At 44.7% G+C, this 25,627-nt stretch carries 21 protein-coding genes and 1 riboswitch; of the genes, 14 read left to right on the top strand and 7 right to left on the bottom strand.

Annotation, left to right across the window (positions count from 1 at the left end):
* The first annotated feature begins 152 nt into the window (after positions 1–152).
* Positions 153–1,976 carry a DUF3413 domain-containing protein gene (locus R7Q11_RS10740; RefSeq protein WP_104975548.1) on the top strand — a complete coding sequence of 608 codons (1,824 nt, stop codon included), beginning with the start codon at positions 153–155 and terminating at the stop codon, positions 1,974–1,976.
* A gap of 75 nt (positions 1,977–2,051) precedes the next feature.
* On the opposite strand, the gene R7Q11_RS10735 is transcribed toward R7Q11_RS10740, so the two are convergent.
* Positions 2,052–3,026, bottom strand: coding sequence for a TDT family transporter (locus tag R7Q11_RS10735; protein ID WP_031779038.1), 975 nt, complete (start codon positions 3,024–3,026; stop codon positions 2,052–2,054).
* Between the two features lie 109 nt (positions 3,027–3,135).
* Here R7Q11_RS10735 and R7Q11_RS10730 point away from each other — a divergent pair, with 109 nt between their 5' ends.
* The 5 genes from R7Q11_RS10730 to dapD all read left to right on the top strand — a co-directional run bounded on the left by R7Q11_RS10730 (position 3,136) and on the right by dapD (position 8,036).
* Positions 3,136–4,062 (top strand): LysR substrate-binding domain-containing protein, encoded by a 927-nt coding sequence (locus R7Q11_RS10730; protein ID WP_005380210.1) that lies wholly within the window; start codon positions 3,136–3,138, stop codon positions 4,060–4,062.
* A 128-nt stretch (positions 4,063–4,190) separates the two neighbouring features.
* Positions 4,191–4,490 (top strand): YebG family protein, encoded by a 300-nt coding sequence (locus R7Q11_RS10725; RefSeq protein ID WP_005380208.1) that lies wholly within the window; start codon positions 4,191–4,193, stop codon positions 4,488–4,490.
* A gap of 156 nt (positions 4,491–4,646) precedes the next feature.
* A riboswitch (Fluoride riboswitch) is annotated at positions 4,647–4,722 on the top strand.
* A 259-nt stretch (positions 4,723–4,981) separates the two neighbouring features.
* The gene (locus R7Q11_RS10720) at positions 4,982–5,674 is read left to right on the top strand and encodes an iron-sulfur cluster assembly scaffold protein (protein WP_193838112.1); all 693 of its coding nucleotides are present in this window, start codon (positions 4,982–4,984) and stop codon (positions 5,672–5,674) included.
* 23 nt (positions 5,675–5,697) lie between these two features.
* Entirely contained in the window at positions 5,698–6,681 is a 984-nt protein-coding gene (locus R7Q11_RS10715) for a GGGtGRT protein (protein ID WP_225466431.1), read from the top strand.
* A gap of 323 nt (positions 6,682–7,004) precedes the next feature.
* On the top strand, positions 7,005–8,036 hold the full coding sequence (gene dapD, locus R7Q11_RS10710; protein WP_041058868.1) for a 2,3,4,5-tetrahydropyridine-2,6-dicarboxylate N-succinyltransferase: 1,032 nt from the start codon (positions 7,005–7,007) through the stop codon (positions 8,034–8,036).
* Between the two features lie 81 nt (positions 8,037–8,117).
* Here dapD and glpQ read toward each other — a convergent pair whose 3' ends face one another.
* Both glpQ and glpT read right to left on the bottom strand, forming a co-directional pair.
* Positions 8,118–9,173 (bottom strand): glycerophosphodiester phosphodiesterase, encoded by a 1,056-nt coding sequence (glpQ, locus tag R7Q11_RS10705; protein WP_005380201.1) that lies wholly within the window; start codon positions 9,171–9,173, stop codon positions 8,118–8,120.
* Between the two features lie 56 nt (positions 9,174–9,229).
* The gene (gene glpT / locus R7Q11_RS10700; protein WP_005380199.1) at positions 9,230–10,594 is read right to left on the bottom strand and encodes a glycerol-3-phosphate transporter; all 1,365 of its coding nucleotides are present in this window, start codon (positions 10,592–10,594) and stop codon (positions 9,230–9,232) included.
* An 896-nt stretch (positions 10,595–11,490) separates the two neighbouring features.
* Here glpT and R7Q11_RS10695 point away from each other — a divergent pair.
* The 5 genes from R7Q11_RS10695 to R7Q11_RS10675 all read left to right on the top strand — a co-directional run bounded on the left by R7Q11_RS10695 (position 11,491) and on the right by R7Q11_RS10675 (position 17,840).
* Positions 11,491–12,345: an MIP/aquaporin family protein gene (locus tag R7Q11_RS10695; protein ID WP_005380195.1), complete on the top strand. Its 855-nt coding sequence runs from the start codon at positions 11,491–11,493 to the stop codon at positions 12,343–12,345.
* Positions 12,346–12,404: 59 nt separating this feature from the next.
* On the top strand, positions 12,405–13,922 hold the full coding sequence (gene glpK / locus R7Q11_RS10690; protein WP_005380193.1) for a glycerol kinase GlpK: 1,518 nt from the start codon (positions 12,405–12,407) through the stop codon (positions 13,920–13,922).
* Between the two features lie 159 nt (positions 13,923–14,081).
* Positions 14,082–14,873: a DeoR/GlpR family transcriptional regulator gene (locus R7Q11_RS10685; protein ID WP_005380192.1), complete on the top strand. Its 792-nt coding sequence runs from the start codon at positions 14,082–14,084 to the stop codon at positions 14,871–14,873.
* 177 nt (positions 14,874–15,050) lie between these two features.
* A complete protein-coding gene (glpD, locus tag R7Q11_RS10680; RefSeq protein WP_005391703.1) occupies positions 15,051–16,610 on the top strand; it encodes a glycerol-3-phosphate dehydrogenase in 1,560 nt (519 codons plus the stop codon).
* A 276-nt stretch (positions 16,611–16,886) separates the two neighbouring features.
* Entirely contained in the window at positions 16,887–17,840 is a 954-nt protein-coding gene (locus tag R7Q11_RS10675; RefSeq protein WP_005391702.1) for a CorA family divalent cation transporter, read from the top strand.
* Positions 17,841–17,913: 73 nt separating this feature from the next.
* Here R7Q11_RS10675 and R7Q11_RS10670 read toward each other — a convergent pair whose 3' ends face one another.
* Complete coding sequence (locus tag R7Q11_RS10670; protein ID WP_005391701.1) at positions 17,914–19,098, bottom strand: NnrS family protein; 1,185 nt, start codon at positions 19,096–19,098, stop codon at positions 17,914–17,916.
* Between the two features lie 182 nt (positions 19,099–19,280).
* Here R7Q11_RS10670 and R7Q11_RS10665 point away from each other — a divergent pair, with 182 nt between their 5' ends.
* On the top strand, positions 19,281–19,832 hold the full coding sequence (locus R7Q11_RS10665; protein ID WP_025768214.1) for a gamma-glutamylcyclotransferase family protein: 552 nt from the start codon (positions 19,281–19,283) through the stop codon (positions 19,830–19,832).
* Between the two features lie 38 nt (positions 19,833–19,870).
* Here R7Q11_RS10665 and R7Q11_RS10660 read toward each other — a convergent pair whose 3' ends face one another.
* Complete coding sequence (locus R7Q11_RS10660) at positions 19,871–20,458, bottom strand: outer membrane beta-barrel protein (protein ID WP_017820436.1); 588 nt, start codon at positions 20,456–20,458, stop codon at positions 19,871–19,873.
* 420 nt (positions 20,459–20,878) lie between these two features.
* On the opposite strand from R7Q11_RS10660, the gene ebgR reads away from it, so the two are divergent.
* Complete coding sequence (ebgR, locus tag R7Q11_RS10655) at positions 20,879–21,865, top strand: transcriptional regulator EbgR (protein WP_025768213.1); 987 nt, start codon at positions 20,879–20,881, stop codon at positions 21,863–21,865.
* Between the two features lie 170 nt (positions 21,866–22,035).
* On the opposite strand, the gene R7Q11_RS10650 is transcribed toward ebgR, so the two are convergent.
* Positions 22,036–22,953, bottom strand: coding sequence for a LysR family transcriptional regulator (locus R7Q11_RS10650; RefSeq protein ID WP_115386440.1), 918 nt, complete (start codon positions 22,951–22,953; stop codon positions 22,036–22,038).
* A 112-nt stretch (positions 22,954–23,065) separates the two neighbouring features.
* Here R7Q11_RS10650 and chrA point away from each other — a divergent pair, with 112 nt between their 5' ends.
* Positions 23,066–24,205, top strand: coding sequence for a chromate efflux transporter (gene chrA / locus R7Q11_RS10645; protein ID WP_005380170.1), 1,140 nt, complete (start codon positions 23,066–23,068; stop codon positions 24,203–24,205).
* Positions 24,206–24,328: 123 nt separating this feature from the next.
* Here the strand turns inward: chrA and R7Q11_RS10640 are convergent, their stop codons facing one another.
* The gene (locus R7Q11_RS10640) at positions 24,329–24,973 is read right to left on the bottom strand and encodes a helix-turn-helix transcriptional regulator (protein ID WP_005380169.1); all 645 of its coding nucleotides are present in this window, start codon (positions 24,971–24,973) and stop codon (positions 24,329–24,331) included.
* Positions 24,974–25,627: the final 654 nt, after the last annotated feature.

The raw sequence follows: 25,627 nt of genomic DNA, 5'->3' as shown, positions 1-25,627 counted from the left end.
ATCACTCAAATAGAGTATGAATCTTCTGAATTTTCACATGTCAATCAAGTCTGACACTTCCATACAAAATGTGACATTCGTCGCAACTATTCCATAATAAAAAACACTGTTTTATACTCCCTCTACCCATAATTTATAAACAAACAAAAAGTATGTTTCGCAAACTGTCTTCCAACAGCGCTTGGCTGATTGCTTTTTTTGCTTGCTTTGCAGTGTACCTGTCGATCGCTTGTTATCCTTTTGTGTTGTCTAACAATCAGAATGAACCGCTAACCTTGTTGCAAGGTTACTATTTGGTTTCGACTCAATATGGCTGGCTGGGCTTGATCGCTCTTCCATTTATGTTGTTGAGTTTATTGCTATCTTTTCTACCGACTCGAGTATTCAAAGGCATCGTGATCGCTATCGCGATCTGTCTATTGATCATGTTTAAAGTCGATATCCTCGTTTTTCAGCAATACAAACTTCACATCAACGCTCTATTAATCCGTATGTTTTTCGAAGGTGGCGGTGATGTCTTCGATATTTCTTGGATGAGTTGGCTAATCTTCATCAGTGAAATTGCCATTCTGGTGATCGGGCTCGCTTGTACCGTTTGGGTAAGTAATCAACTGTCAGAAAGCCGAGCTAAGTTCGTTTTGATCAGCGTTTGGTTTGCTGTATTGCTTAGCACGCAGATGATTCATGCGTACAAAAATGCCCTTTACGACGATGAAGTCAGTCAGTTTTCGAATAACTGGCCACTTTACTACCCGCTGACGGCTCGTAAATTTATTTACAAACACGACCTAGTGGATGAGAGCATTGCATCGAAGAACCGCGTAGAGTTAACCAACATTGAACGTAGCTCACTCAACTATCCGCTTGCGCCGATTCAAGTGCAAAGCAAAGAGAAACAGCCCAATGTCTTGTTTATCTTGGTTGATGCGTGGCGCTACAGTGATGCGACGCCGGAAGTCATGCCAAATGTCAGCAAGTTCGCCGAAAAAACGGTGAATTTCACACAACATATGAGCGGCGGCAACTCAACTCAAGCGGGTATTTTCAGCCTGTTTTACAGCTTGCCAGCGACCTACTGGGAAAGCTTTTACGCAAGTCAACGCTCTCCTGTGTTTATGGATACGCTGCAAGCAGAAGGCTACCGCATGGGCATTTTTGGCTCGGCACCGCTCACCAGCCCGCCACTTTCTCGCACGGTATTCAAAAAAGTGTCGGACTTGACCTTGAAACAAACTGGGGAAACAGCTGTCGAGCGCGATCAGCAGATAACAGACAAGTTCATCGAGTTCCAAAAGCAGGACAGCGACAAGCCGTACTTTGGTTTTCTGTTCTACGATGCCGCCCACGGCACAGTATTTCCCGAACCTGAATTTGCGAAATTCAAACCATACTGGGAACGCGTTGACCACATTTTGCTCAACAACGATTTTGACGCTTCGCTTTACCACAATCGATACAAGAACTCGTTGTACTACATCGATAGCTTGATTGGCGATGTGCTGAAAAACGTCGACTTAGACAACACCATTGTGGTGATTTCATCAGATCATGGTGAAGAGTTTAACGACCATAAGATGAACTATTGGGGCCACACGGGTAATTACAGTGACGTTCAAGTGCATGTGCCTCTTTACGTGTACATGCCAAATCGTCAGCCAGAGCAAGTTGATTACCGCACGACCCATTTTGACGTCGTGCCAACCATGATGAATACGCTGTTTGACGTTCAAGGCACAACGAGTTCATACAGCGTTGGTCATAACTTGTTTGATAGCTCTGCCTCTCGCGATTGGTATATTGCAGGCAGCTACTACAACTATGCATTGGTCGGCAAAGAACTGATGCTTGTGGTCAACCCTGGCGGACACTCTCAGCAACTGAATCGCCAGTTAAAAGTCGAGAAAGAACAGAAAGTTCCTGTCGATATCATTCGTCATTCTCTGGATGAGATGTCGCGATTTTACAAAAAAGGCTAGCGTCCAACATCGACGCCGATTGAAATAAAAAAGCCTCTTGGTTGTAAGACCAAGAGGCTTTTTCCTATCTGCTATTTAAGCGTGATGAGCGTGCATCAAGCGTGGCTGAATCAACAAGTTGTTGATGTATTGTAAGGCCACATAAGAGACAACAAATGTTGCCACAATCAACTCAAGACCAGCTAAGCCGCGCACTTGTTGAACATAGTGCGCAGCCAATCCTTGCAACTCCATCCAATTGGCCATTTTAAACAGCGCCGTCGCACCGATCACCATCGGGAAAGTGAACGCCGCATAGCCTGGGCTAAATGGCAGTCTAAGCAATTTAAAGAATGCGAGGTAAATGATGGCTGTCATCAATACCGCGATACCAAATAGCATAGCGATGATCACTGGTGATGGTGTCGCAGTGACCGTTAAGTACCCTGCCAATGATAGACTTGCTGGCGCTGCCATGATTGCCATTGTTGGTTTCGCTGCATCCGGAATTTCATGGGTAAACATGAAACGGTAAATCATCATCGGCAACATGATCGCGTACGCCACCATACCGAACATCAATGCACCTTGTGCCACTGGTGCTAACATCGGGTTGCCAGAGAAAGACACATCTGCAACGATGATACCCACAGGCGGTACAAACCAACTAGGAACCATGTGGTGCAATTCAAAATCTTTGGCGCGATGGTAAACAAAGCTCACCAAGAACACGATGTGCAAAACCACCGCAATCAGCCAAAGCGCATCGCCAGCTAATGGGTAAAAATGGCCGAGAGAGTTCGATACCACCATAGTGCCCATCGCAAATGTCGGAACCACGCTGCCCACAACCGGATGAGCAAGATCTTGTCTCAACAGATGATTATGTAGCAAAAACTTGGTTGCCAATATAGCCAACAATATGCTTGCGATACCCGCACTAATCCACTGTCCGTAGCCATGTAATTCGGCGAAGTTTTCCCAACTCCAGCCCAAGCTTGCAATACCAAGAGCCAAACCCGCCATTGGAGTTGGCGCTCCCATTATTTTTGCTTTTGTTCTTTGAATCATGATGACCTCAACCAGACTCACTCTTGATGGGACGTATAATACGCTTGCACTTCGTTCCGATATATCTAATTATTTAAAACAAACGTTCAGAATTACTTAACGGTGGGGTATGGCAAGTCACATTTCTCTTAAACAACTGAAAGTGTTTACGACGATCACGCAGCACAAAACGCTCACAGCGGCTTCTGATAGTCTCTTTTTATCGAAAGCCGCAGTGAGCATGGCACTCTCAGAATTAGAAAAACAGATCGGCCATCACTTGTTTGATCGTGTTAATAACCGACTGATTTTGAACCAAGAAGGTCAAAAACTGCTACCACTGGCGGATGAGTTACTCAACCGAGCCAAAGACATCGAGAGCATTTTCGATGGTGACCAAGCGCTATCGGGCCAACTTCGCATTGGTGCCAGCGACACCATTGGCAACCAAGTCGCGCCCTATTTGCTTAGCGAATTTCGTCAGCAAACGAACCATCGTTCTCAAAGCCTGTTCATTTCTAACTCCGCACAAATCTGCGACATGCTGACCGATTACGAGTTAGACATAGCCCTCATTGAGGGCAAAACACTTCACCCTGAATTGCAGTCTACCCAGTTTAGCGAAGATGAAATGTGCGTGATTTGCGCGCCCGATTACCCAGCCGCGCACGAAGGGCCAGTAAACTTAACCGAGCTAGAAAACAGTGAATGGATATTGCGAGAGGCAGGGTCCGGTTCACGCGAATTTTTTATGCGCGTTATCGCGCCGCGCTTGGAACATTGGCATGAAGCTTTTCAGCTCAATACCACCGAAGCGTTGATCAACTCAGTATCGGCAGGGTTAGGCTTGGGCTGCTTGTCACGTTTGTCTGCAGAACCTGCTATTCGTGACGGCCGCGTAAAACTGCTCGACATGCCTTTAGATATGAAACGTCGCTTCTGGTTACTGGTTCATAAAGAGAAATATCAAAGCCCATTGCTCAAAACGTTTATCGAATTTTGCCAAGATTGGGAGCGACCAGCAAACCTTCCTTTGGCGGACAAATCCGCAAAGTGAAACCAAGATAGTTTAAATGCTAGTCAGTTAGTTGTACGTGTCTCTCATTCTGAGGCTTGTCGCTAGACTTGATTGGTCAAAAACTGTATAAAAAGCCAGTATCAATACACCAAATTAGGGGACCAACCATGGCTGTAATCGTCAAGTACGTGGTAGAACGCAATGGAGAAGAGAAAATGACTTTTACCTCTAAAGCGGAAGCTGACGCATACGACAAAATGCTGGATATGGCAGACGAGTTATTCTCACTGCTGGGTAAAAGTGAACTTCTAGAAGACGAAGGTAAGCAAGAAGATCTTGCAATGTTCCTTGCGCAAAACAAAGAAGAAGTGCTTTACGCTCTTGGTGCCAAACGTAAACCTGCACCAAAAAAAGCAAAGAAGCTTGAAGCTGTTGAAGAAGATAGCGAGCAAGAAGACGCTGCATAAGCCTCTCATTTGTTTAGAAAAAACGTCGCATTATGCGGCGTTTTTTTATTCCTTCCGTTTATCTCCATATATCTCTGAGAATATAAAGAACCGATTTAATATCCCAAATTGCTCTAAATTTCATGTTGCAGATTAGTGTGACTTAGATCTAGTCTAAATGGGTTCGGTGATGGGGTACCACCGGAATCGAAAGATTCGAACCGCTGTTAAAGCTAATGACTCCTACAGAAACGAAAACAGGTCAGCCCTGTTGGAAGTGCTTTCGCTTATGTTGTGAAAGCGAGAGTTCTGTAGTGAGCAATTCAACTCTTCTCCAACCCCGCTCCTGTTTTCTCAAAAATTAAAAAGATATCCAAAATAGTTGTTAACTCAACAAGGCGACAAACGCATGAACCTCCTGAACATAGTTTTCTATTTGATGGAGCGAATAAGAGCAGTCAACGCCGTTGAGACTGACAAATAGGCTGGATATCGTACACTGGGAAAACATTATGCAATATTCACACGAAATCCAATCAATGTGCCCGATTCAACGCGGCGAGCTTCATGCATCTGCACCGATCCCTGTTGAAGGCGCAATGATCAATCCAAAAGACGTTATCGCGATTTCTGGTCTTAGCCACGGCGTTGGCGCTTGTGCTCCTCAACAAGGCGCAGCAAAACTGACTCTTAACGTCAAAAACGGCATCATCGAAGAAGCTTTGATCGAAACGATCGGCTGTTCAGGCATGACTCAATCAGCCGCGATGGCCGCAGAAATCCTAACAGGCAAAACCATTCTTGAAGCACTGAATACCGACTTGGTATGTGATGCTATTAACGTCGCGATGCGCGAAATCTTCCTTCAATTTGTTTACGGTCGTACTCAATCTGCTTTCTCTGAAGGCGGCTTAGAAATTGGTGCGGCACTGGAAGACCTTGGTCAAACTCAACGTAGCCAAGTAGGTACTAGCTACTCAACTAAAGCAAAAGGCGTACGTTACATGGAGTTGGCCGAAGGCTACGTAACAAAACTCGCGTTAGACGAAAACAAAGAAGTGATTGGTTACCAATATCTCAACCTAGGCAAGATGATGAAAGCCATCAACGAAGGCGTATCTGCTGCAGAAGCCGCAGACAAAGCAACGGGGACTTACGGTCGTTTTGACGAAGCCGTATCTACCATCAACCCACGCCAACAATAATTGCCACCCAGAGGAAAGAGATTATGAACACTCCAATTACTGAATCTGTACGTCGCACATTAGACGAAATGCAACTTTCTTCTCTGGAAGAGGCTTACCAATACTGTATGGACCGTGGTATCGACCCTAAAGCGCTGGTGATGGACACTCAACCTATCGCGTTTGAAAGCGCTGCCGATGCCTACACACTGGGCACTGCTTTGGCGATTTTCCGCGGTGCAAAAACAGCAGAAGAAGCTGCAAACATCATCGGTGAAGGCCTTCAAGCCTGCACAAAACCAGGCAGCGTAGCAGAGCAACGCCGAGTGGGTATCGGTCACGGTGCCTTGGCGGCTCGTCTGCTGAATGAAGAAAGTGGCTGTTTCGCTTTCCTTGCCGGTCATGAGTCATTCGCAGCGGCAGAAGGCGCAATCAAAATCGCATTGAACGTCAACAAATCACGTAAAAATCCGTTGAAAGTTATCCTAAATGGTTTGGGTAAAGACGCCGCTTACCTAATCTCACGCATCAATGGTTTCACTTACGTACGCACTCAATACAACTACCAAACTAGTGAGTTAGTGGAAGTAGAGCGTCGCCGTTTCTCGCAAGGTCCACGTGGTGAGATCCTTTGCTACGGTGCAGACGATGTGCGTGAAGGCGTGGCTATCATGCATAAAGAACAAGTGGATGTGAGCATCACAGGTAACTCAACCAACCCGACTCGCTTCCAACACCCTGTAGCAGGTATCTACAAAGCGGAACGTAACCGTGAAGGCATGCCTTACTTCTCTGTGGCATCAGGTGGTGGTACTGGTCGTACTCTACACCCAGATAACGTGGCGGCGGGTCCTGCATCTTACGGCATGACCGACACTATGGGTCGCATGCACGCCGATGCACAATTCGCGGGCAGCTCTTCAGTACCTGCACACGTAGCGATGATGGGCTTCATCGGTATGGGCAACAATCCAATGGTAGGGGCAACGGTTGCACTTGCAGTAGAGGTCGGTGAGCTAAGCCTCTAAATCGATTTATCGCTTTACTATCCAAAGCCAGTAAATCCAACAAACCCAGTGTAGGGGGAGTGACTTCGGTCCTCCCCTTATTTTTTGCGATGCCCCTTCTCCAACTTCACTGTGTCTCTGCCCAAAATCGGTCTGATAAGGCTTTTGCGACACATTTCTCATCAGACAAACATATCTCTAAAAAGACAAAAGGTATCCATCTACGGACTTTCTCCATTTCCCCTCTTTAAACTCCCCAATACTCTCTTTATGATGACTGACAACTTAATTATTTCTTGTCAGTGAACAGACGAGACACAAGACTCAACACATGGAGATCAACTATGGCTTTCTTCTCTCTAGCCTTTGGTACGGCAACTAAAAACCGCGACGGCAAAATCATCGAAGCGTTTTTCCCAAACCCAATTCTTAACCCAAGCGAAGCGCTTGTTAACGCACTAGCAGCAGTAGCAGGTTACGAGCAAGGCAACCAAGCTATCGAGATCTCTGCAGCACAAAGCGCAGAACTGGCAGCAGCATTTGAAGCAAACGGCGATGCAGCAAACGCATCTTTCGCAGCAAAAGCAGCAGAATCAGCACAGCCACTTGTACTGGTTATTCTTGCCACTGACGAGCAGCCACAAAGCGTTGCTGAAGGTTTCCTAAAACTTCAACTTATCTCTAACCGCCTAGTTCAACCACACGGCACGGTACTAGACGGCATCTTCGGTCTACTACACAACATCGCATGGACTAATGAAGGTCCAATCGACCTACCTGAACTAGCAGAGCGTCAAATCGAAGCTCGCCTAGCGGGTCGTGCACTAAGCGTAGATTGCGTAGACAAGTTCCCTAAAATGGTGGACTACGTGGTACCAACTGGCGTTCGTATCGCTGACACTTCTCGCGTACGTCTTGGCGCACACGTTGGCGAAGGCACAACGGTAATGCACGAAGGCTTCATCAACTTCAACGCGGGTACAACAGGCGTGAGCATGGTTGAAGGTCGTATCTCTGCTGGCGTAGTGGTTGGTAACGGCTCTGACATCGGCGGCGGCGCATCTATCATGGGTACGCTATCTGGCGGCGGTAAAGTTGTGGTTTCTATCGGTGAAAACTCTCTACTAGGCGCGAACGCAGGTCTTGGCTTCCCAATGGGTGACCGTTGTACTATCGAATCAGGTCTGTACGTAACTGCTGGTTCTAAAGTGCGCATGCTAGATTCTGCAGGCCAAGAAGTAGAAGTTGTGAAAGCCCGCGATCTTGCTGGTGTTTCTGACCTACTGTTCCGTCGTAACTCTGTAACAGGTCAAATCGAGTGTCTTGCAAACAAGAGCGCGGTTGAACTGAACAGCGAACTGCATAAAAACAACTAATTCATTCGTGAATTAGCCCTACGAAAAATCCCCCAGCAGGAAACTGTTGGGGGATTTTTTAGCTTACAGCAAAATGCGTGATTACTGATTTAAAAAGCTGACCGCTTTATCTGGGAAATCAGTAAACAAACCATCCACTTTTACTTGGTTGTAGTACACATCCATCATGCCTTCAAAGCTGTCAGTGTACGCTGGAATGCGTCCTGGATCGGCGCGGAACGTGTATGGATGCACTTGCAAGCCAGCGTCTTTTGCAGCCTTCATCAACGGCTTGATGATGATATTGTCTTTGGTTGACTTATCATCCACCAGCATCGGCTTCCAAGGTCCAATTCCTTCCGCGTAACTCGCTACTTTCTTCATTCCGTCGGCTTCGAACATCCAGTCATAACTGTATGGTGTTGCCTTGTCGCCTTTGTACACCATAGTTTCGTTCCAGTCCGTGTAAGCCATAAGCTGAACGAGCTTTAAGTCCATGTCCATTGCAGGCATGAGTTCACTGTTGATGCGTTGAAGTTCATTCGCATCAAAACACTGAAGGTAGACTTTGTCGTCTTGAGAGCCGTAACCGTACTGCTTCAAGACTTTAAGTACTGCTTTAGAAATGTCCTTACCTTCATGACGATGGAACCAAGGCGCTTTAATTTCTGGGTAAATACCGATGTCATAACCCAGCGTTTTGTTTAAGCCTTGGATCAGCTCAATCTCTTCAGCAAACGTCGGCACGGTGAAGTCAGATTTCCACATAGGGAATCGGGTTGGATAGCCCGCTACTTTGTTGCCTTTCTCATCGATGTTGAACCCTTCGGTAACTCGCAAGGATTTGATTTCCGCCAGAGTGAAATCAATCGCGTAATAACGACCATCTTTACGTGCACGATCAGGAAAACGCTCCGCAACATCCGTTACGCGATCGAGATAATGGTCATGCAACACGACCAACTGGTCGTCTTTCGTCATTACCACATCTTGCTCTATGTAGTCAGGTTTCATTGCGTAAGCAAGTGCTTTGGCTTCTAGCGTGTGCTCAGGCAAGTAGCCCGATGCGCCACGGTGCGCAATGACAAGCGGCTTCGCAATCGCACCAGCAGAGAGGCTAAGTGCTAAAAAAGTAAGACATACTGACTTTGTTTTCATTGTTATTTCCTTGATAAAGCGAAGAGGCAGTATTCCACTGCCTCTTTAAATAAATATTACGCTAGCGCTTCCTTCTCGCGCTCTTTTTGCTCGTGGTGCGCACGTTCACCTAAGAAGGCGTACATCAAACACACGATAGAAGTAATACAAGAACCCACTAAGATGATAAAGCCACCATCCCAGCCAAAGTGGTCTACGGTGTAGCCCAAAATCGCGTTTGCGGCAACTGCCCCACCCAGGTATCCAAACAAACCAGTAAGACCAGCGGCAGTACCTGCGGCTTTCTTCGGAGCGAGTTCAAGTGCGTACAAACCGATCAGCATAACCGGACCATAGATTAGGAAGCCAATTGCAATAAGCGCCATCATATCTACTGTTGGGTTGCCCGCAGGGTTAAACCAATAAACCATCACTGCAACTGTCACTAGCACCATAAATAAGATACCAGCAGGTGCACGACGACCTTTGAACAATTTGTCAGAGATCCAACCACACAATAGTGTTCCTGGAATGCCAGCCCATTCGTATAAGAAATAAGCCCATGACGATTTATCTACCGAGAAATCCTTCGCTTCTTTTAGGTAAACAGGTGCCCAGTCCAGTACGCCGTAACGAATTAGGTAAACAAATGCGTTTGCAATTGCAATCGACCAAAGAAGTTTGTTGTTGAAGACGTATTTGAAGAAGATTTCCTTCGCTGTCATTTCTTGTTCATGGGACTTGTCATAGTCATCTGGGTAATCGTCTTTGTATTCTTCAATAGGAGGCAGACCACAAGACTGAGGGGTATCGCGAACCGTCATCCAAACAAACACAGCAACCAACGTGGCGAAAAATGCAGGAACATAAAATGCAGTGCGCCAATCATCGTTAAATGCCCACAGGCCAAGAATAAATAGTGGACCAATCAAGCCACCACCCACGTTGTGCGCCACGTTCCAAACCGAAACGATCTCACCACGCTCTTTACGTGACCACCAGTGCACCATGGTTCGGCCACAAGCAGGCCACCCCATCCCTTGGAACCAACCGTTTAAGAAAAGCAAAATGAACATCGCAGTGACGCTACCAGTCGCCCATGGCATAAAGCCAAAGCAAAACATCACTAATGCAGACATCAATAGGCCGCCACTAAGGAAATAGCGAGGGTTGGAGCGGTCTGAAACGCTGCCCATTAGAAACTTAGAGAGACCATATGCAATGGAAACAGCTGCCAAGGCGACACCTAAGTCTCCGCGGCTAAAGCCTTGCTCGATAAGATAAGGCATCGCCAAACTGAAGTTTTTACGAACTAGATAGTAACCGGCGTAGCCAACAAAGATACCGATAAAGAGTTGCCAACGGAGGCGAGAGTAGGTGCTATCGATGCTGCCAGGGGACAGACGATCAATGTGCGCCTTAGGTTTGAATATTCCAAACATAGGAACCTCATTATTTTGTATGCGATGGTAAAAACACAAAAGGAGCGAACGAAACAAAATAAATCTTCGTTCGAAAGTTCATGAATTGTATGGAGTTAGGATTTTATTTCTGTGACAAATGTTGCACATGGATTAAATATAAGTAAATACAGTAAATTATATGAGCATTAATTAGATCATCGTTCAACTTTACTCAAGATTCGTTAATATGAAACTGATATTCAAACCTCTCACTTGAGCATTCCAATTCGAAACCTTTGAAACAAAGGCTCGAATTAGAACATAAACTAACCGTAAAAAGGGCGATTTACGCCTGCCCTACTCGCTCCGAACCAACTAATAACTAAAAAGCTGAAAAACGATCACGTTTAGCATCAAACGAAATAAAAAAAACAATTTTTATTTGAATACAAGCCGAAGCAATGATTCACAAACACAAGACATTAACAGCGTTTATTCTCTTCTCAACTCATCCTATTGGTACCAATGGGATGACGATTTTTTCTAAAAGTCCAAACATGACAGCGTATTTTTTATATCACTGCTATCCCTTGATACATTTGACATTCCGCTACTCCTTTAGGGTTAATTGCTACACAAGTTCTGTGCAATAAGTCTCCAAGCACGTAGCAGCTTCACAAAACTCCTCTTACCAGTTGTGCATTCTTTTTCACATCGGTAATTTGAGCGCTCTCAACACTGGCCTCGTGACAAATAAATTATTTTCGTTGTGTTCTTTTCCGGTTAAAAGATGCGCCATTTAACAAAAACGAAGACTTTGATTAACAAATTTATGCTCAAACGCTCACTTTTAACGCTCGTTTGTTTTCGTAAACGTTTATATATGCACAATAGTATCGTGCTAGACAGGCAAAAATGATCAAAGGACTTTTAACATGACAACGAACAAACACCCCTCTCTGCTTGGAGAATGTTTGGCCGAGTTTATCGGTACAGGACTACTTATTTTCTTCGGCGTAGGCTGTGTTGCAGCCTTAGTTCTAACAGGCGCATCATTTGGACAATGGGAAATCAGTATTGTATGGGGCTTCGGTGTCGCCATCGCTATTTACTGTACGGCTGGCGTCTCTGGTGCACACATCAACCCTGCCGTTACCATCGCACTTGCTATGTTCCATGGTTTTGATAAGGCGAAAGTGGTGCCATACATTATCGCTCAAATGCTTGGGGCATTCTGTTCTGCTGCATTGGTATACAGCTTATACAGCAACCTTTTCACCGACTACGAAATCGCTCATAACTTCGTTCGCAGCAGCCAAGATGCACTAGCAACTGCTGGTATCTTCTCAACCTATCCGCATGCCTCCCTCTCTTTCTTTGGTGCTTTTGCTGTGGAATTCGTTATCACTGCTGTGCTGATGTTTGCGATTCTGGCTCTGGGCGATGAAAATAACGGCGCGGCACGTGGCGCAATGAACCCTCTATTGATCGGTATTTTGATTGCCGTCATCGGTGGTTCACTTGGCCCACTAACAGGCTTTGCGATGAACCCTGCTCGTGACTTTGGACCAAAGCTGTTCGCTTACTTCGCTGGTTGGGATTACGCTCTGACAGGTGCTAAAGACATTCCTTACTTTATCGTGCCTTTACTTGCTCCGATTGCAGGTGCGTGTTTTGGTGGTTGGTTGTATCCAAAAGCGATTGCCGCTTACCTTCCACAACAAGGTCACGGTTGCACGATTCCAAACCAATGTGAGACGGAAGAAGAAACAGAAGAAGCTAGAGCTTAAAACTGACGTAACTCGAACATTTACTAAAATATAAATAACGAAACAAAAGGATTCTTACCATGACTGAGCAAAAATACATTGTTGCCCTAGACCAAGGTACAACAAGCTCTCGCGCAGTGATTCTTGATCATGATGCGAACATCGTAAGCGTCGCGCAACGCGAATTTACTCAGATTTATCCAGAAGCTGGTTGGGTTGAACATGATCCAATGGAGATCTGGGCAACACAAAGCTCTACCTTAGTAGAAGCTCTAGCTAAGTCTGGCATCCGTAGCGACCAATTAGCGGCTATCGGTATTACTAACCAGCGTGAAACGACTATCGTCTGGAACAAAGAAACAGGTAAACCCGTTTACAATGCGATTGTATGGCAATGTCGCCGTACTGCTGATATCTGTGAAGATTTAAAAGCACGCGGTCTCGAAAACTATGTACGTGACAACACTGGTTTGGTGCTTGACCCTTACTTCTCCGGTACCAAAGTTAAATGGATTCTGGACAATGTTGAAGGCGCACGAGAAGACGCAGAAGCAGGTAAGCTGTTGTTTGGTACTGTCGATACTTGGTTAGTTTGGAAGATGACTCAAGGTCGCGTTCACGTAACCGACTACACTAACGCATCGCGTACCATGCTGTTTAACATCAACGATCTATGTTGGGATCAAAAAATGTTAGATGAGCTTGGCATCCCAGCATCTATGATGCCAGAAGTGAAGCGCTCATCGGAAATTTACGGTAAAACCAACATCGGTGGTAAAGGCGGTACTCGTATTCCTATTTCTGGAATCGCAGGTGACCAACAAGCGGCGCTTTACGGCCAAATGTGTGTTGAAGCGGGTCAAGCGAAAAACACTTACGGTACGGGTTGTTTCTTGCTAATGAATACTGGCCAAGAAAAAGTCACTTCGACACATGGCCTTCTAACTACTTTGGCTTGTGGTCCTGCAGGCGAACCAGCTTATGCACTTGAAGGCGCCGTATTCATGGGTGGAGCTTCTATCCAATGGCTACGCGATGAATTGAAAATCCTAAACGGTGCAGAAGACTCTGAATACTTCGCGACAAAAGTGGATACATCAAACGGCGTTTATGTCGTGCCTGCATTTACTGGTTTAGGCGCTCCATACTGGGATGCCTACGCACGTGGCACGATTGTCGGCCTTACTCGCGGTGTGAATTCAAACCATATCATCCGTGCAACATTGGAAGGCATCGCTTATCAAACTCGTGACGTACTGGATGCGATGCAAGCTGACTCAGGCATTAAGCTTGCGAACCTTCGCGTCGATGGTGGTGCAGTAGCGAACAACTTCCTAATGCAATTCCAATCCGATGTATTGAACACAGAAGTACACCGCCCTCAAGTAACTGAGGTTACCGCTCTTGGTGCAGCCTACCTTGCCGGCCTTGCAGTTGGTTACTGGGATAGCATTGATGAGTTGCAGAATAAAGCGGTACTTGATCGCACCTTTGAGCCACACGATGATGAAGAAAAACGCAATCGTCGTTACAAGGGCTGGAAACGTGCAGTGAAATGTGCACAAACCTGGTCTGAACTTCACGACGAAGAAGATTAATCTCATCTCCATAAGAAAAAAAGAGCGCCATTTGTGCGCTCTTTTTGCGCTTTATCCCCGATTCCTGAACTCGCTTACTTCTCACAACGAGCAAATTCGAGCACAATAGAGCTTCGAATTTGAAGCATTGGCCGTTACCAATGCACAAGGGAGTGGTAAGTGAAGCAAATACCTCGACACCAGCAGATTGTTGAGCTGGTGAAAAAACAAGGCTATGTCAGCACGGATGAGTTAGTAGAAAGATTCAATGTCAGCCCACAAACCATCCGACGCGATCTCAATGAACTCGCCGATGACAACAAAATTCGTCGTTATCACGGTGGAGCCACTATTCCTCTCAGTTCTGAAAACACATCTTACAACACGCGTAAAGCGCTCAACTTCAATGAAAAAGATGTCATTGCAGACGAGGTAGTCAAACACATTCCAGATGGTGCCACACTATTCATCGATATCGGCACCACACCAGAAGCAGTTGCGCGAGCGCTCAATAAAAACCATAAACAGTTGCGTGTTGTCACCAACAACATCAATGTTGCGACCATTCTTTTCCCTAACCCTGAAATCAAAGTCATCTTAGCGGGTGGAGAAGTCCGCAGCAGAGACGGCGGTATTGTTGGCGAGGCTACCCTCGATTTCGTTAAACAGTTCCGTCTCGACTTTGGTATTCTCGGCATTAGCGGTATCGACTTCGATGGCTCGCTATTAGACTTTGATTACCACGAAGTCCGGGTCAAACAAGCGATCATTGACAATAGCCGTAGTGTATTTCTTGCCGTAGACCACACCAAGTTCGGGCGCAATGCTATGGTGAAACTAGGCAATATTGCACAGCTCAACATGATCTTTACCAATAAGCAGCCACCAGAAGAAATCTTGTCAATTTTGAAGGAAGCTTCTATCCCACTTGAAGTGGTTGAAGCTAACGAATCAAACTCCGAAAACGAGTAACGTCAATCGTATAACTCCCCCTCAAATGACCTCTGTCTTAATTAGACAGAGGTTTTTTTTGTGTCTAAATCACACAAAACGCTCACAAACGAAAATAATAGATGATCACAAACGAAACCTGAGCTAGGATTACATTATGTTCTAAAATGCTCGTTCGCTCACCAAGAGGTCAAATTTATGAGTATACAAAATAATGCTTCCACTACTAGCTCATCCACTACCTTAGACTTGATCGTAATCGGTGGCGGCATTAACGGAGCTGGTATTGCAGCAGACGCAGCTGGCCGAGGTTTGAGTGTTGGCTTATATGAAGCACATGACTTCGCATCTGCGACTTCTTCAGCAAGTTCTAAACTGATACACGGCGGTTTACGCTACCTTGAACACTACGAGTTTCGTTTAGTTTCGGAAGCGCTCGCAGAGCGTGAGGTTATTCTTCGTAAAGCACCACACGTCGCATTACCAATGCGTTTCCGTTTACCGCATCGCCCATTCCTACGCCCAGCTTGGATGATTCGTTGTGGCCTTTTCCTTTACGATAACTTGGGTAAACGTACGACGCTGCAAGGCAGTAAAACCGTCAACCTTGCGAAATCTGGCTTGCTAAAACCAGAGATGAAAACGGGTTTCGAATACTCTGACTGTTGGGTTGATGATGCACGTTTAGTATTACTGAACGTTCTTGCGGCTCGCGAAAACCATGCTGAAGTGCGTAACTACTGCCGCGTGGAAAAAGCACACCGTGAAGGTGGTATCTGGCATGTTACTATTCACGATGTGATGACAGACCAACGGTTCGAACGTAAAGCGAAAGCGTTAGTCAATGCTGCGGGGCCTTGGGTAAAACAGTTCTTTGATGATGGATTAGAGCAAGCCTCTCCTCGTAACATTCGCTTAATCAAAGGCTCGCACATCGTTGTTCCTCGTATCCACAACGAACCGCAAGCCTACATTCTTCAAAACAAAGACAATCGCATCGTATTTATGATTCCTTACTTAGATAAGTTCTCAATCATTGGTACAACAGATGTGGAATACAAAGGTGACCCACGTGAAGTGTCGATCTCAGATGACGAAGTCGATTACCTCATTGATATCGTAAACCAACACTTTGTCCACCAGTTGACTCGCGAAGATGTAGTTTGGACATACAGCGGTGTTCGTCCTTTATGTGACGATGAATCTGACTCTCCGCAAGCAATCACACGAGACTACACGCTAGAGCTCGATGCGGAATACGACCATGCACCTCTGCTTTCTGTTTTTGGTGGTAAGTTAACGACCTACCGTAAGTTAGGTGAAGCAGCAATGAAGAAACTTGCTCCGTTCCTACCTGAAATGGGTAAAGACTGGACGGCCAACCAAACCCTTCCTGGTGGTAACTTCAGCTGTAGTCGTGAACAATTAGCGAAACAAATTCATGCTAAATACACTTGGGCGCCAGAAGCATTGATTCTTCGTTATGTCACTCAGTTTGGTACCCAAACGTGGAACTTAATGGAAGGTACAACAAGTGAAGCTGACTTAGGACAAACGTTCTCGACACAAGCCGGTGGTGTTTACCAACGTGAGATCGATTACTTAATGAACCATGAAATGGCAATGACCGATGAAGACATTTTATGGCGCCGTACTAAGCTTGGTCTTTACATGAACGAGGAAGAAAAACAGGCCTTAACGGACTATTTAAAGAAAAAGCTACAACAGAAAGTGGTTAATCTTTCTCAAGTTGGCTAACAGCTCCCCTCCCTCCCCCCACAATAAAGCCTGCTTAGTTGCAGGCTTTTTGTTTTGTTGTTTAAGCACAAAACCTTGGTGCGCTCCACTCGATTGCAAATAAGAACAACTATTCATAGACATTTGGCATTAAATACAATCATACTCATTTGAAAAATAATGCATCAATGACTTCAGAGTACCGTACTCAGAGCATTGCCTCTGTATGGCAATGCAATTCTCGCGAAAGAAGTATCTTGAGGTTATTTTGGTATCGGCTCAAACAAGGAAAAGAAAATGGGTTTTATGATTGAACATTGGGACTTCTCAACCCCAGAAGCAACTCAACAATCCACCACGGCAGAGCAAATTCAAGCTAAGCATTGGTACCATTGCGAACGGCTGCATCCTGATATTCGTGGTTGGCTGGAGCAAAACCAAGTACCTCGAGCTACGGTTGATCATCTATTAGCCGACGAAAGTCGACCATCTTTCCATCCTTTGGATGACGAGAACTTCATGTTGATTTTACGAGGCGTCAATATGAACGGCAATGCATCACCAGAAGATATGCTTAGTATTCGAATTCTCTACTTTCAAGGCGCACTCATTTCAACTCGTAAAATTCCATCACGCGCAATCATGGAGATTCGCCAAGCATTAGCGGAACACAAAGGCCCAAAAAGTCTTGCCAGTTTACTTCATCAGATCATTGAAGGATTAAACAGTAAAATAGACATTTACCTTGATACGATTGAAGAAACACTAAACCAGTTCGACGTGAATGATGAGTCGACGTACAAACATATGGCGACTCAAAAAGCACTGATTTCTATCAAGCGTTTTATTCGCCCTCAGCAGTACGCTATCCGTGATCTTGTGGAGTCAGAATCAGAATTGATTGCTTTGAGACCTCATCAATATCGCTTCGCACACAATAATATTACGCGCATAAATGAAACACTTGAGTTTTATCTTGGAGAAGTGGCGCTTTTCCAAGAAGAGATCAAACATCATCGTGATGAGAAAACCAATAAAAACAGTTACCTGTTTACTTTGGTAGCAACGATTTTTCTACCAACCAGCTTCTTAACAGGTTTACTCGGTATCAATGTTGGTGGAATGCCAGGCGTGGAATCCACCATGGCATTCACCTGGTTCTGCATCGCCTTAATTGTCATTTTTGGTCTAGAGTGGTGGCTATTTAAACGCTTGGGGCTCACGAATAAAGCGGACGACGAAGACGAATAAACACTAAACCTATAAAGAACAAAAACCAAAAGAGGAGCACGCGGCTCCTCTTTTCTCTACTCACATTAGAATCTTATCCGGGGTGACCATCCACACGAGGGGTCACAAGCATCACACCAAAGCGCCACACAAATAGCCCAAACGCAACAATCCATAATCCGCCGCTGATATCAATCCACAGTATCATGTTCGCTGGATCAAAGATCACGGCGAAACTGCGAACCAAAGCTGCCGCGGTAATTGCTGCAAACGCAAGGCTCATGTTTGGCCCTTTGTAGATCATGCGACCAGTATGTCCCATCGTCACCCGTGTAATCATCGCTAAAATCAAACCGCCTAACGCACCTATCGCAAACAGGTGAATGAGGTTATGGCTGGCAAATGCATCTCCCCAGACGCCTCGCAAAATTAAGCTTAGTGGTAAACACAAATACGCAGCATGCAGCGACCACACTAAAGGCTCGCTCAGGGTTAACCAAGGTTTCCAGCGAACAAAACGCACCAACTGAGCAACACCTGCAAATAGCATCAAAGGACTACCTAGTTCTGCAAACGTCACAGGGAAAAAGCTCAGCACAAATAGCATTACCAATGGCAAGTTCGCGAACCACTCTAACCAAGCCAATGGTTGCGCTTTTTCGAAATTAAATCGACGCGCAGTAAAAAATGGAATCACACGTCCGCCCATCACTGACAACAGCAAGGTAAACCACCACAGCATTGCTTGCCACACCGCTGAAGAGCTAAAGGGCGGCATACCTTTTATCGTTGCGTAGCTTGCAAAGTTCGCAAAGATGGCTAAAAGAAACAGTGGAACGAAAAACAAATTACGCCAACCTTTGGCTCGATACACACGAATGCCCACCTCATAGGCGACAAACAGTAAAAATACCGCTTCGATACTGCTGGTTAACCATAACGGTGCTGGTGTCCAAAGCAATATGCGGGGCACTAACCACAAGCCAAATAAAGCCAGAAGCATGTAATGCTTGGTACCATTAATGCCAGTCCAGTTTTGTACCGCGGTCAGTACAAAGCCAACTACAATGGCCATCGAAAAACCGAACAACATTTCATGTACGTGCCACCACAATGCAGGCACGGCTAATGCGTTTGGCTGTCCGCCTTGGAACATCCACACCCACAACGCAATCGCAACAATGGCGTAAATCGACCCAAACAGAAAAAACGGCCGAAAGCCTAATCGCAGCCATGCGGGGATTTTTTCTTCTACTTTTTTATCGGTGATATTCAGCATTATCTTGCCCTCAAGCGTCTCTCGATGCTGGTTAACTCAACTACATATTGATGCTACCATAAACATGTATAAAAAATACATGTTTATAATTAAGATTATACTTAAGAGGTAAAGTTGTGCTTCAGATGCGGGTTAGGTATAAACATGAGAGGTACAACTATCAGTTAAGGGATGCAACGACAATGTACATATTTGGCTATGGCAGTTTGATTAATTCTGCGTCGCGTAAGTTAACCGGACAAACGGGAGAAGCCATTCCCGTCATAGCACATGGGTTGGTTCGCTACTGGGGGAAGATTGACGACAGCTACAGCCTCTCTCCATTAGTGGTGAACCAAGGCGATGGACAGGTTAATGGCGTTTTACTCGAAGTAAATGAAGAAGCGCTCGCAGAATTCGACCGCCGTGAGCGAGGTTATCATCGTATTCAACTTCAGCCAGATCAAATCGAAACAGATGCGAGTTTTAACCAAGAACATGACATTTGGGTTTACGTAAAAGACGAGCCACTACCACCATGCGAAAAGAGCCCAATCATGCAAAGTTATGTTGATACCGTACTGGCAGGTTGCTTGGAAGTTTCCCACGCGTTTGCAGAGCATTTTGTGCGTCACACCATTGGCTGGCAACACGCGAAAGAAAATGACCGCCACCAACCCAAATATGGCAACCTTGCAGGCGTACAAGATCACCATTATGAGTTGATTGATAATCTAATAAAAAAAGGAGCCTAACGACTCCTTTTTAGTATCTATGTTTTGCTTACGCGAGCTTAAAACTTGTAATCAACACCAACGTACAGGCTGTCAAAATCAAAATCTTCGCTGCCACCGTTTTCGGCATCAATACTTACCGAAGAAGCACGGTAGCCACCAGATACAACCAAACCTGAAGCGAACTCATAACCAGCCTCAACACCGTAGTTAAAGCCTACATCACGACCATCATCGGTAACAGTGCTAGATGATTTCACTTCATAAGAAACACTCATTACACCAAGGCCAGCAATCGCACCAACATAGAAGCCTGTACCTGCAAATTGGTATTTAGGCTTCGCATTGAAATTGAACGCAGAAGCATCAACACTAAATTTAACCGGCCACCCCATGTAAGAAAATGTTTCTTCAAAGTCGCCAAAGTATATGTACTCACCTTCAAAAGCTAGTTTGAAGTTTTCTGAATATTGAAGCTCTTTACCTACAGCAAGGCTAAGACCTGTCGCAGAAAGATCTTTTGACAAGCTTTTAACTTTAAGATCTGAATTTACCAAATCAGCACCAACATACCAGTTACCTTTTGCTTGAACTGATGCTGAAGCAACCACTGCACCTAAAGCCAATAATGGCAATACTTTTTTCATTATAATTTCCTAATTTTTCATACTGTTAGACAGCTTTTAAAAGCGCGGAGATTATAAATAGAGTTGAATACTTTCCTATTGATCTGTTTATAAAATGAGACACAAAACATAAACATGAACAATAAAACGTTTGCTTGATTAAACTCTAAACAGCTCGAGTCCTATTAAGTACTAGAGTTACCACAAGTAGCAAGTTTCCAAACCAGTCGCGTTTTTCAGTATTTTTACAGCAATATAATCCTTACGTTTACGGCTTTATTTATTACTCAATAGAGTCTATTTCATGAAAACAATTTGGCTTGATATGATGATTTAAAGTGTTTAGGACTGTCTTACTAAAGGTTTGTGCATATCTAAGTAGCTGTTTAAAATAGTCAGATTATTGAGCTCACACTTGGGCAGTGCCAACGGGAAATTTACATGGCAAAGCTAAAAGATATCGCCATTGAAGCAGGCGTCTCACTTGCAACCGTATCGCGGGTTTTGAACAACGACCCAACGTTGAGCGTTAAAGAAGAAACCAAATACCGCATTTTGGAAATTGCAGAAAAACTGGAGTACCGCACCAGTAGCTCGAAGAAAGGCATCAAAGAAGCTAAGCAAAAACATCACTTTTTAGCCTTATATAACTACAAACAAGAAACAGAGGTGAATGACCCTTACTACTTATCAATTCGTCATGGGATTGAAACGCAATGCGACAAATTAGGTATTACGCTAACCAATTGCTATAACAGTGAAATTGATGTTGAAACGAAAAAGATAACAGGTGTCCTTTTAGTCGGAAATGTCGACCAAAAGGTAGTAGATAAATTACCTAAACGTCTAGCCGATAGCATTTGCTACATAAACTTTTCAGATCCAACCTGCCCTTATGATTGCGTTGATGTCGACCTTATTCGAATCAGTAGGCAAGTAGTTGATTTCTTTGTACAACGAGGCCACCGCCGCATCGGTTATATTGGCGGTCAAGACAAGCACGACGCAGCTGACACTCGTGAAAATGTGTTTTTGGACTATGGCTATCTAAAAGGCGTGGTCGCAGAACATGATATACACTATTGTGCCTGCTCTAGTTTGTCCGGTTATAACTTAGCGAAAGAGATGCTAGCCAAAGGTGACTTCCCGAAAGCAGTATTCATTGATTCAGACTCCATCGCGATTGGCATAGTACGTGCAATCCATGAATTTGGCTTAAAGATACCAGAGGATATTACGCTGATTAGTATGAATGATATTCCTACTGCTCGCTTTACCTTTCCGCCGTTGTCTACAATTCGTATTCACTCTGAGTTGATGGGAACTCAGGGAGTGAACTTACTAGTGGAAAAATACCGAGATGGACGCTTACTCCCTCTTCATGTATACGTTCAAACAGAGCTTAAACTACGTGGTACAACTCAATGATACCTTTTCCATTAATCTCTTTTATGAATTAAATCTGGAACATCCCCCCCTAACCCAAGATATTCATTTTGCACAATCAGTACTGTTTCGGCGTAACGCCGATAACTCAGCGGGTAGTAAGAAGTTCAACAACAAATCACTCTAAGCACCATGAGTGCCCCAAATGTTTATCATTTAGAGGTGATGGTCGAAGAAACCAACTCGCGTAGCCAAATGCCTTTGTCTTCATTGTTTCGGCTGGAATGCCACAGCATGGCAATATCAAAATCCGCAACGGCGATCGGCGGCTTAACAGTAATGAGATCGTCCGAAAAGCCCTCCGCCAACGCCATTTTTTCTGGCACGATGGCAATGAGATCGCGCTTTTTCAATAGATGCCGAATAGTGAGAAAGTTGCGCGACGCCACGGTGACTTTGCGGCTCAAGCCATGTTCTGCGAGCTTTTGGTCTACTTGTGTCTTTAAGCTCCCATCGGGACTTACCAGAGCTTGCTCGATGTTCGCGAACGCTTCCAGAGACAGCTGTGTTTCCCCTTTCAACACCTGTTTATCACACATGCACACGTGTTTTTCGGTGTACAAGTACAAGCTCTCAAAGTTGTCATCCAACACCGGCATGCTGCCAATAATGACATCGAGCTTTTCGTGCTCAGTTAATGCCACGTAGTTGCTACGATTGACGTTAATAAAACTGATCTGCGCCTCTGGGGCGCGCTGGCGTATTTCGTCATAAAGCCGAGGAGCAAAGATAAACTCGGCATAATCCGTTAACCCGATGCGACATACACCCGCGTAATTTTCAGGTTGGAAGGCAGACTTAGTGAGCAAGTCTTTGGCGATAGAATCCAACAAGTGATGCACAGTTGGCGCGATGTGGTGAGCGTGCTCGGTGGGCTCCATCTTGTGCCCTTTTCGCTCAAAAAGCGGGTCGTCAAACAACAACCTTAAACGAGACAAACTATGACTCATCGCCGACTGGCTAACGTAACTTTTCTCTGCCGCGACGCTAACGCTTCGATAGCGATACAAGTAGGAAAACGTCACCAATAAGTTCAAGTCAATGTTGCGCCACTGAATGTCCTCTTTCACTCCAACATCCTCATCCCATTTCATTCATAGATGAAATTAAAATCATCAATTTGAGTCATTTTAGAGCATTCGATAAATTAGCAACAATGCTTTTTAGATAAACAGGCTCGACATGTTCACCATATTCAAAACTTTTTTCTGGCTGGGTTGGTTCAGCTTCGGCGGCCCGGCGGCTCATATTGGTTATTTTCGCCAAACCTTTGTTGAGAAACTGAAATGGCTTGATGACAGCGAGTACGCGCAAATTGTCGCGCTCAGTCAGTTTTTGCCGGGACCGGGCTCAAGCCAAGTTGGCTTTGCTTTAGGCTATAAACGTGGCGGTTTAGGTGGCGCATGCGCAGCATTTGTCGGATTCACGCTTCCTTCAGTGGTCATCATGTTGGCGCTGGCGATGGTGAGCAGCCAAATCACCGACACCGCAGTGTTCCAAAACATCGTTCACGGCCTAAAACTGCTCGCAGTCGTCGTCGTGGCGGATGCGACTTGGGGCATGTACAAAAACTTCTGCCAAAGTAAACTGACCGCGGGTTTGTGCGTCGCGACTGCGATTGCGTTGCTGGTGGCACCAAGCATCATGACGCAAATGTTCGTGTTGATCGCAGCAGGTTTTGTCGGAATGCGATATCTGAAGAAAGACTCCGCGCCATCAGCCGAGTCGTTTAAACCGTCTATCGCGCCATTAGCTCTATTTGCGATGCTTTTACTCGGCTTACCGTTAGTGGCTCATACGTTACCTTTGCTTGGGCTGTTTAGTGATTTTTTCCAAGCTGGTAGCTTAGTGTTTGGTGGCGGTCATGTGGTTCTGCCGCTTCTGCAAAACATTGTTGGCGACCAGCTCAGCCAAGATGCATTTTTAACAGGCTACGCCGCTGCACAAGCTGTACCGGGGCCAATGTTCACCTTTGCTACTTTTATCGGTTATGAGCTTTCGGATACGCCAATTTTAGGCGCTCTGATCGCAACGCTTGGCGTATTCCTCCCTGGGTTTCTTTTACTACTTGGCGTTCTTAAGAACTGGCAAGCACTGGCAGGCAAACCGCTGGTCTCCGGCGCCATCAACGGTGTAAATGCCTCGGTAGTAGGGTTACTACTCGCGGCACTTTACCAGCCAGTATTTAGCAGCGCAGTTGTTGCTCCCATCGACATGGCGTTAGTGATTGCGGGTTTCTATCTACACAAAAAGCTCAACCTTTCGGTACTATGGATGATCGTGTTTTTTGTGGCAGCAGGCCTTGTCACGGGCATGATGTAGCCTGCTGATACGCCAACTATTGAATCTAGATAAACCACGGGCACTCAAATACGAGTGCCCTTGCTTAGATTAGATAGTGAAAACGGAACAGACCCCGATAAAAAGAGCATCACAAATTATGACTTAACTTCTCTCGGTTAAGCCATTGTTCATTCTTACCAACTTAACTGCATCATGACGAGAATGGACATCGAGTTTTTTGTACAACTTGTATATATGGCTTTTCACTGTACTTTCAGATAAAAAAAGTCTTGAAGCAATTTGTTGATTTGAAATGCCGTACACAAGTAGCTCTAGAATCTGTTTTTCTCTGCATGTTAACTCATCATGCTGCTGTTCTTCGGACAAATTTGCATGCCGATAATTGAGGACTAACTTCTCTAGGTACATTCTTGGTAGCCACAACCCACCTTTCAGTACGTATTCCGCGCCATCACATATATGTGTCACTGATGCACTTCGGAGCAAAATTCCTTTTAACAACTTCCAATGCAGTAAGTCCGTTTGTACTTTTTCACAAGGGACGTTGTGAAGCATAAAGGACCACCCAAATAGATCAAAATCTGGTAACTTTCCTTGTACTTCAAGCTGACGCATAAAATCGTAATCAATAAACATCAAATCGATACTGAGTGAGTGACTTCTGAACACCACTTCATCTGGTTGCATTATCTTTACATCGACATCATGAATGGAAGACAGCTGTTTTTTTATTAAGTTACTTTGTAAATTACTCTCAGCTAGCAGTATCAAGTGCTTCTTTTCCATAGTCCCACCACATTAACTTACCTGTTTCACCAACCCCCGTTAGAAAATTAATTGGGGATAGCAAAGAGAATTTATCTTCATTTTAAGTAGAAAATATAGCACTTCAGAATGATATCGCATTGCTTTTCAGCACCGAAAAAGACTTAAAAAGTATGAACATGTTATATTTTTATCCATACTTTTCAACCTGTGTTAGCATAAGGATATGATTTATAATATTAAATAATAAAGATAATAATTGGATAAAATACCATTTATAAAAAATGGATGACTGCTCCGCTCAGTGCAATAGAACGAATTACTTCTTTATATTGGCTTCATTTCATACTTGATGAGTACTTAAAGTAAATACAAAAAATAACATTATGATTATGTTATTTTTTTCTTTAACACCTTAAAGAGACGCACCTAAATACTCCCTTCCAGCCTGAATCATTCTCAATAATGAGAACAGCTTTCACTGATCCTTTCTTATAATTTCATCGCTTCCCACAACATTTGAAGGAAGCAGCAAGAAGTTAAGTACAGTCATTTTTAATCAGGAATAACAGGAAATGGAGTAATCGTTATGACTCTAAACAAAACAGGGCTTGCTTTAGCAATGTCAGCAATTTTATTTAGTGGCTCTCTAATCGCGAATGAGATCGATGATGG

It is taken from the genome of Vibrio sp. 970 (assembly GCF_033339075.1).
The sequence above is the reverse complement of the archived record's forward strand: the minus strand, read 5'-3'. Positions and strand labels throughout refer to the sequence as shown.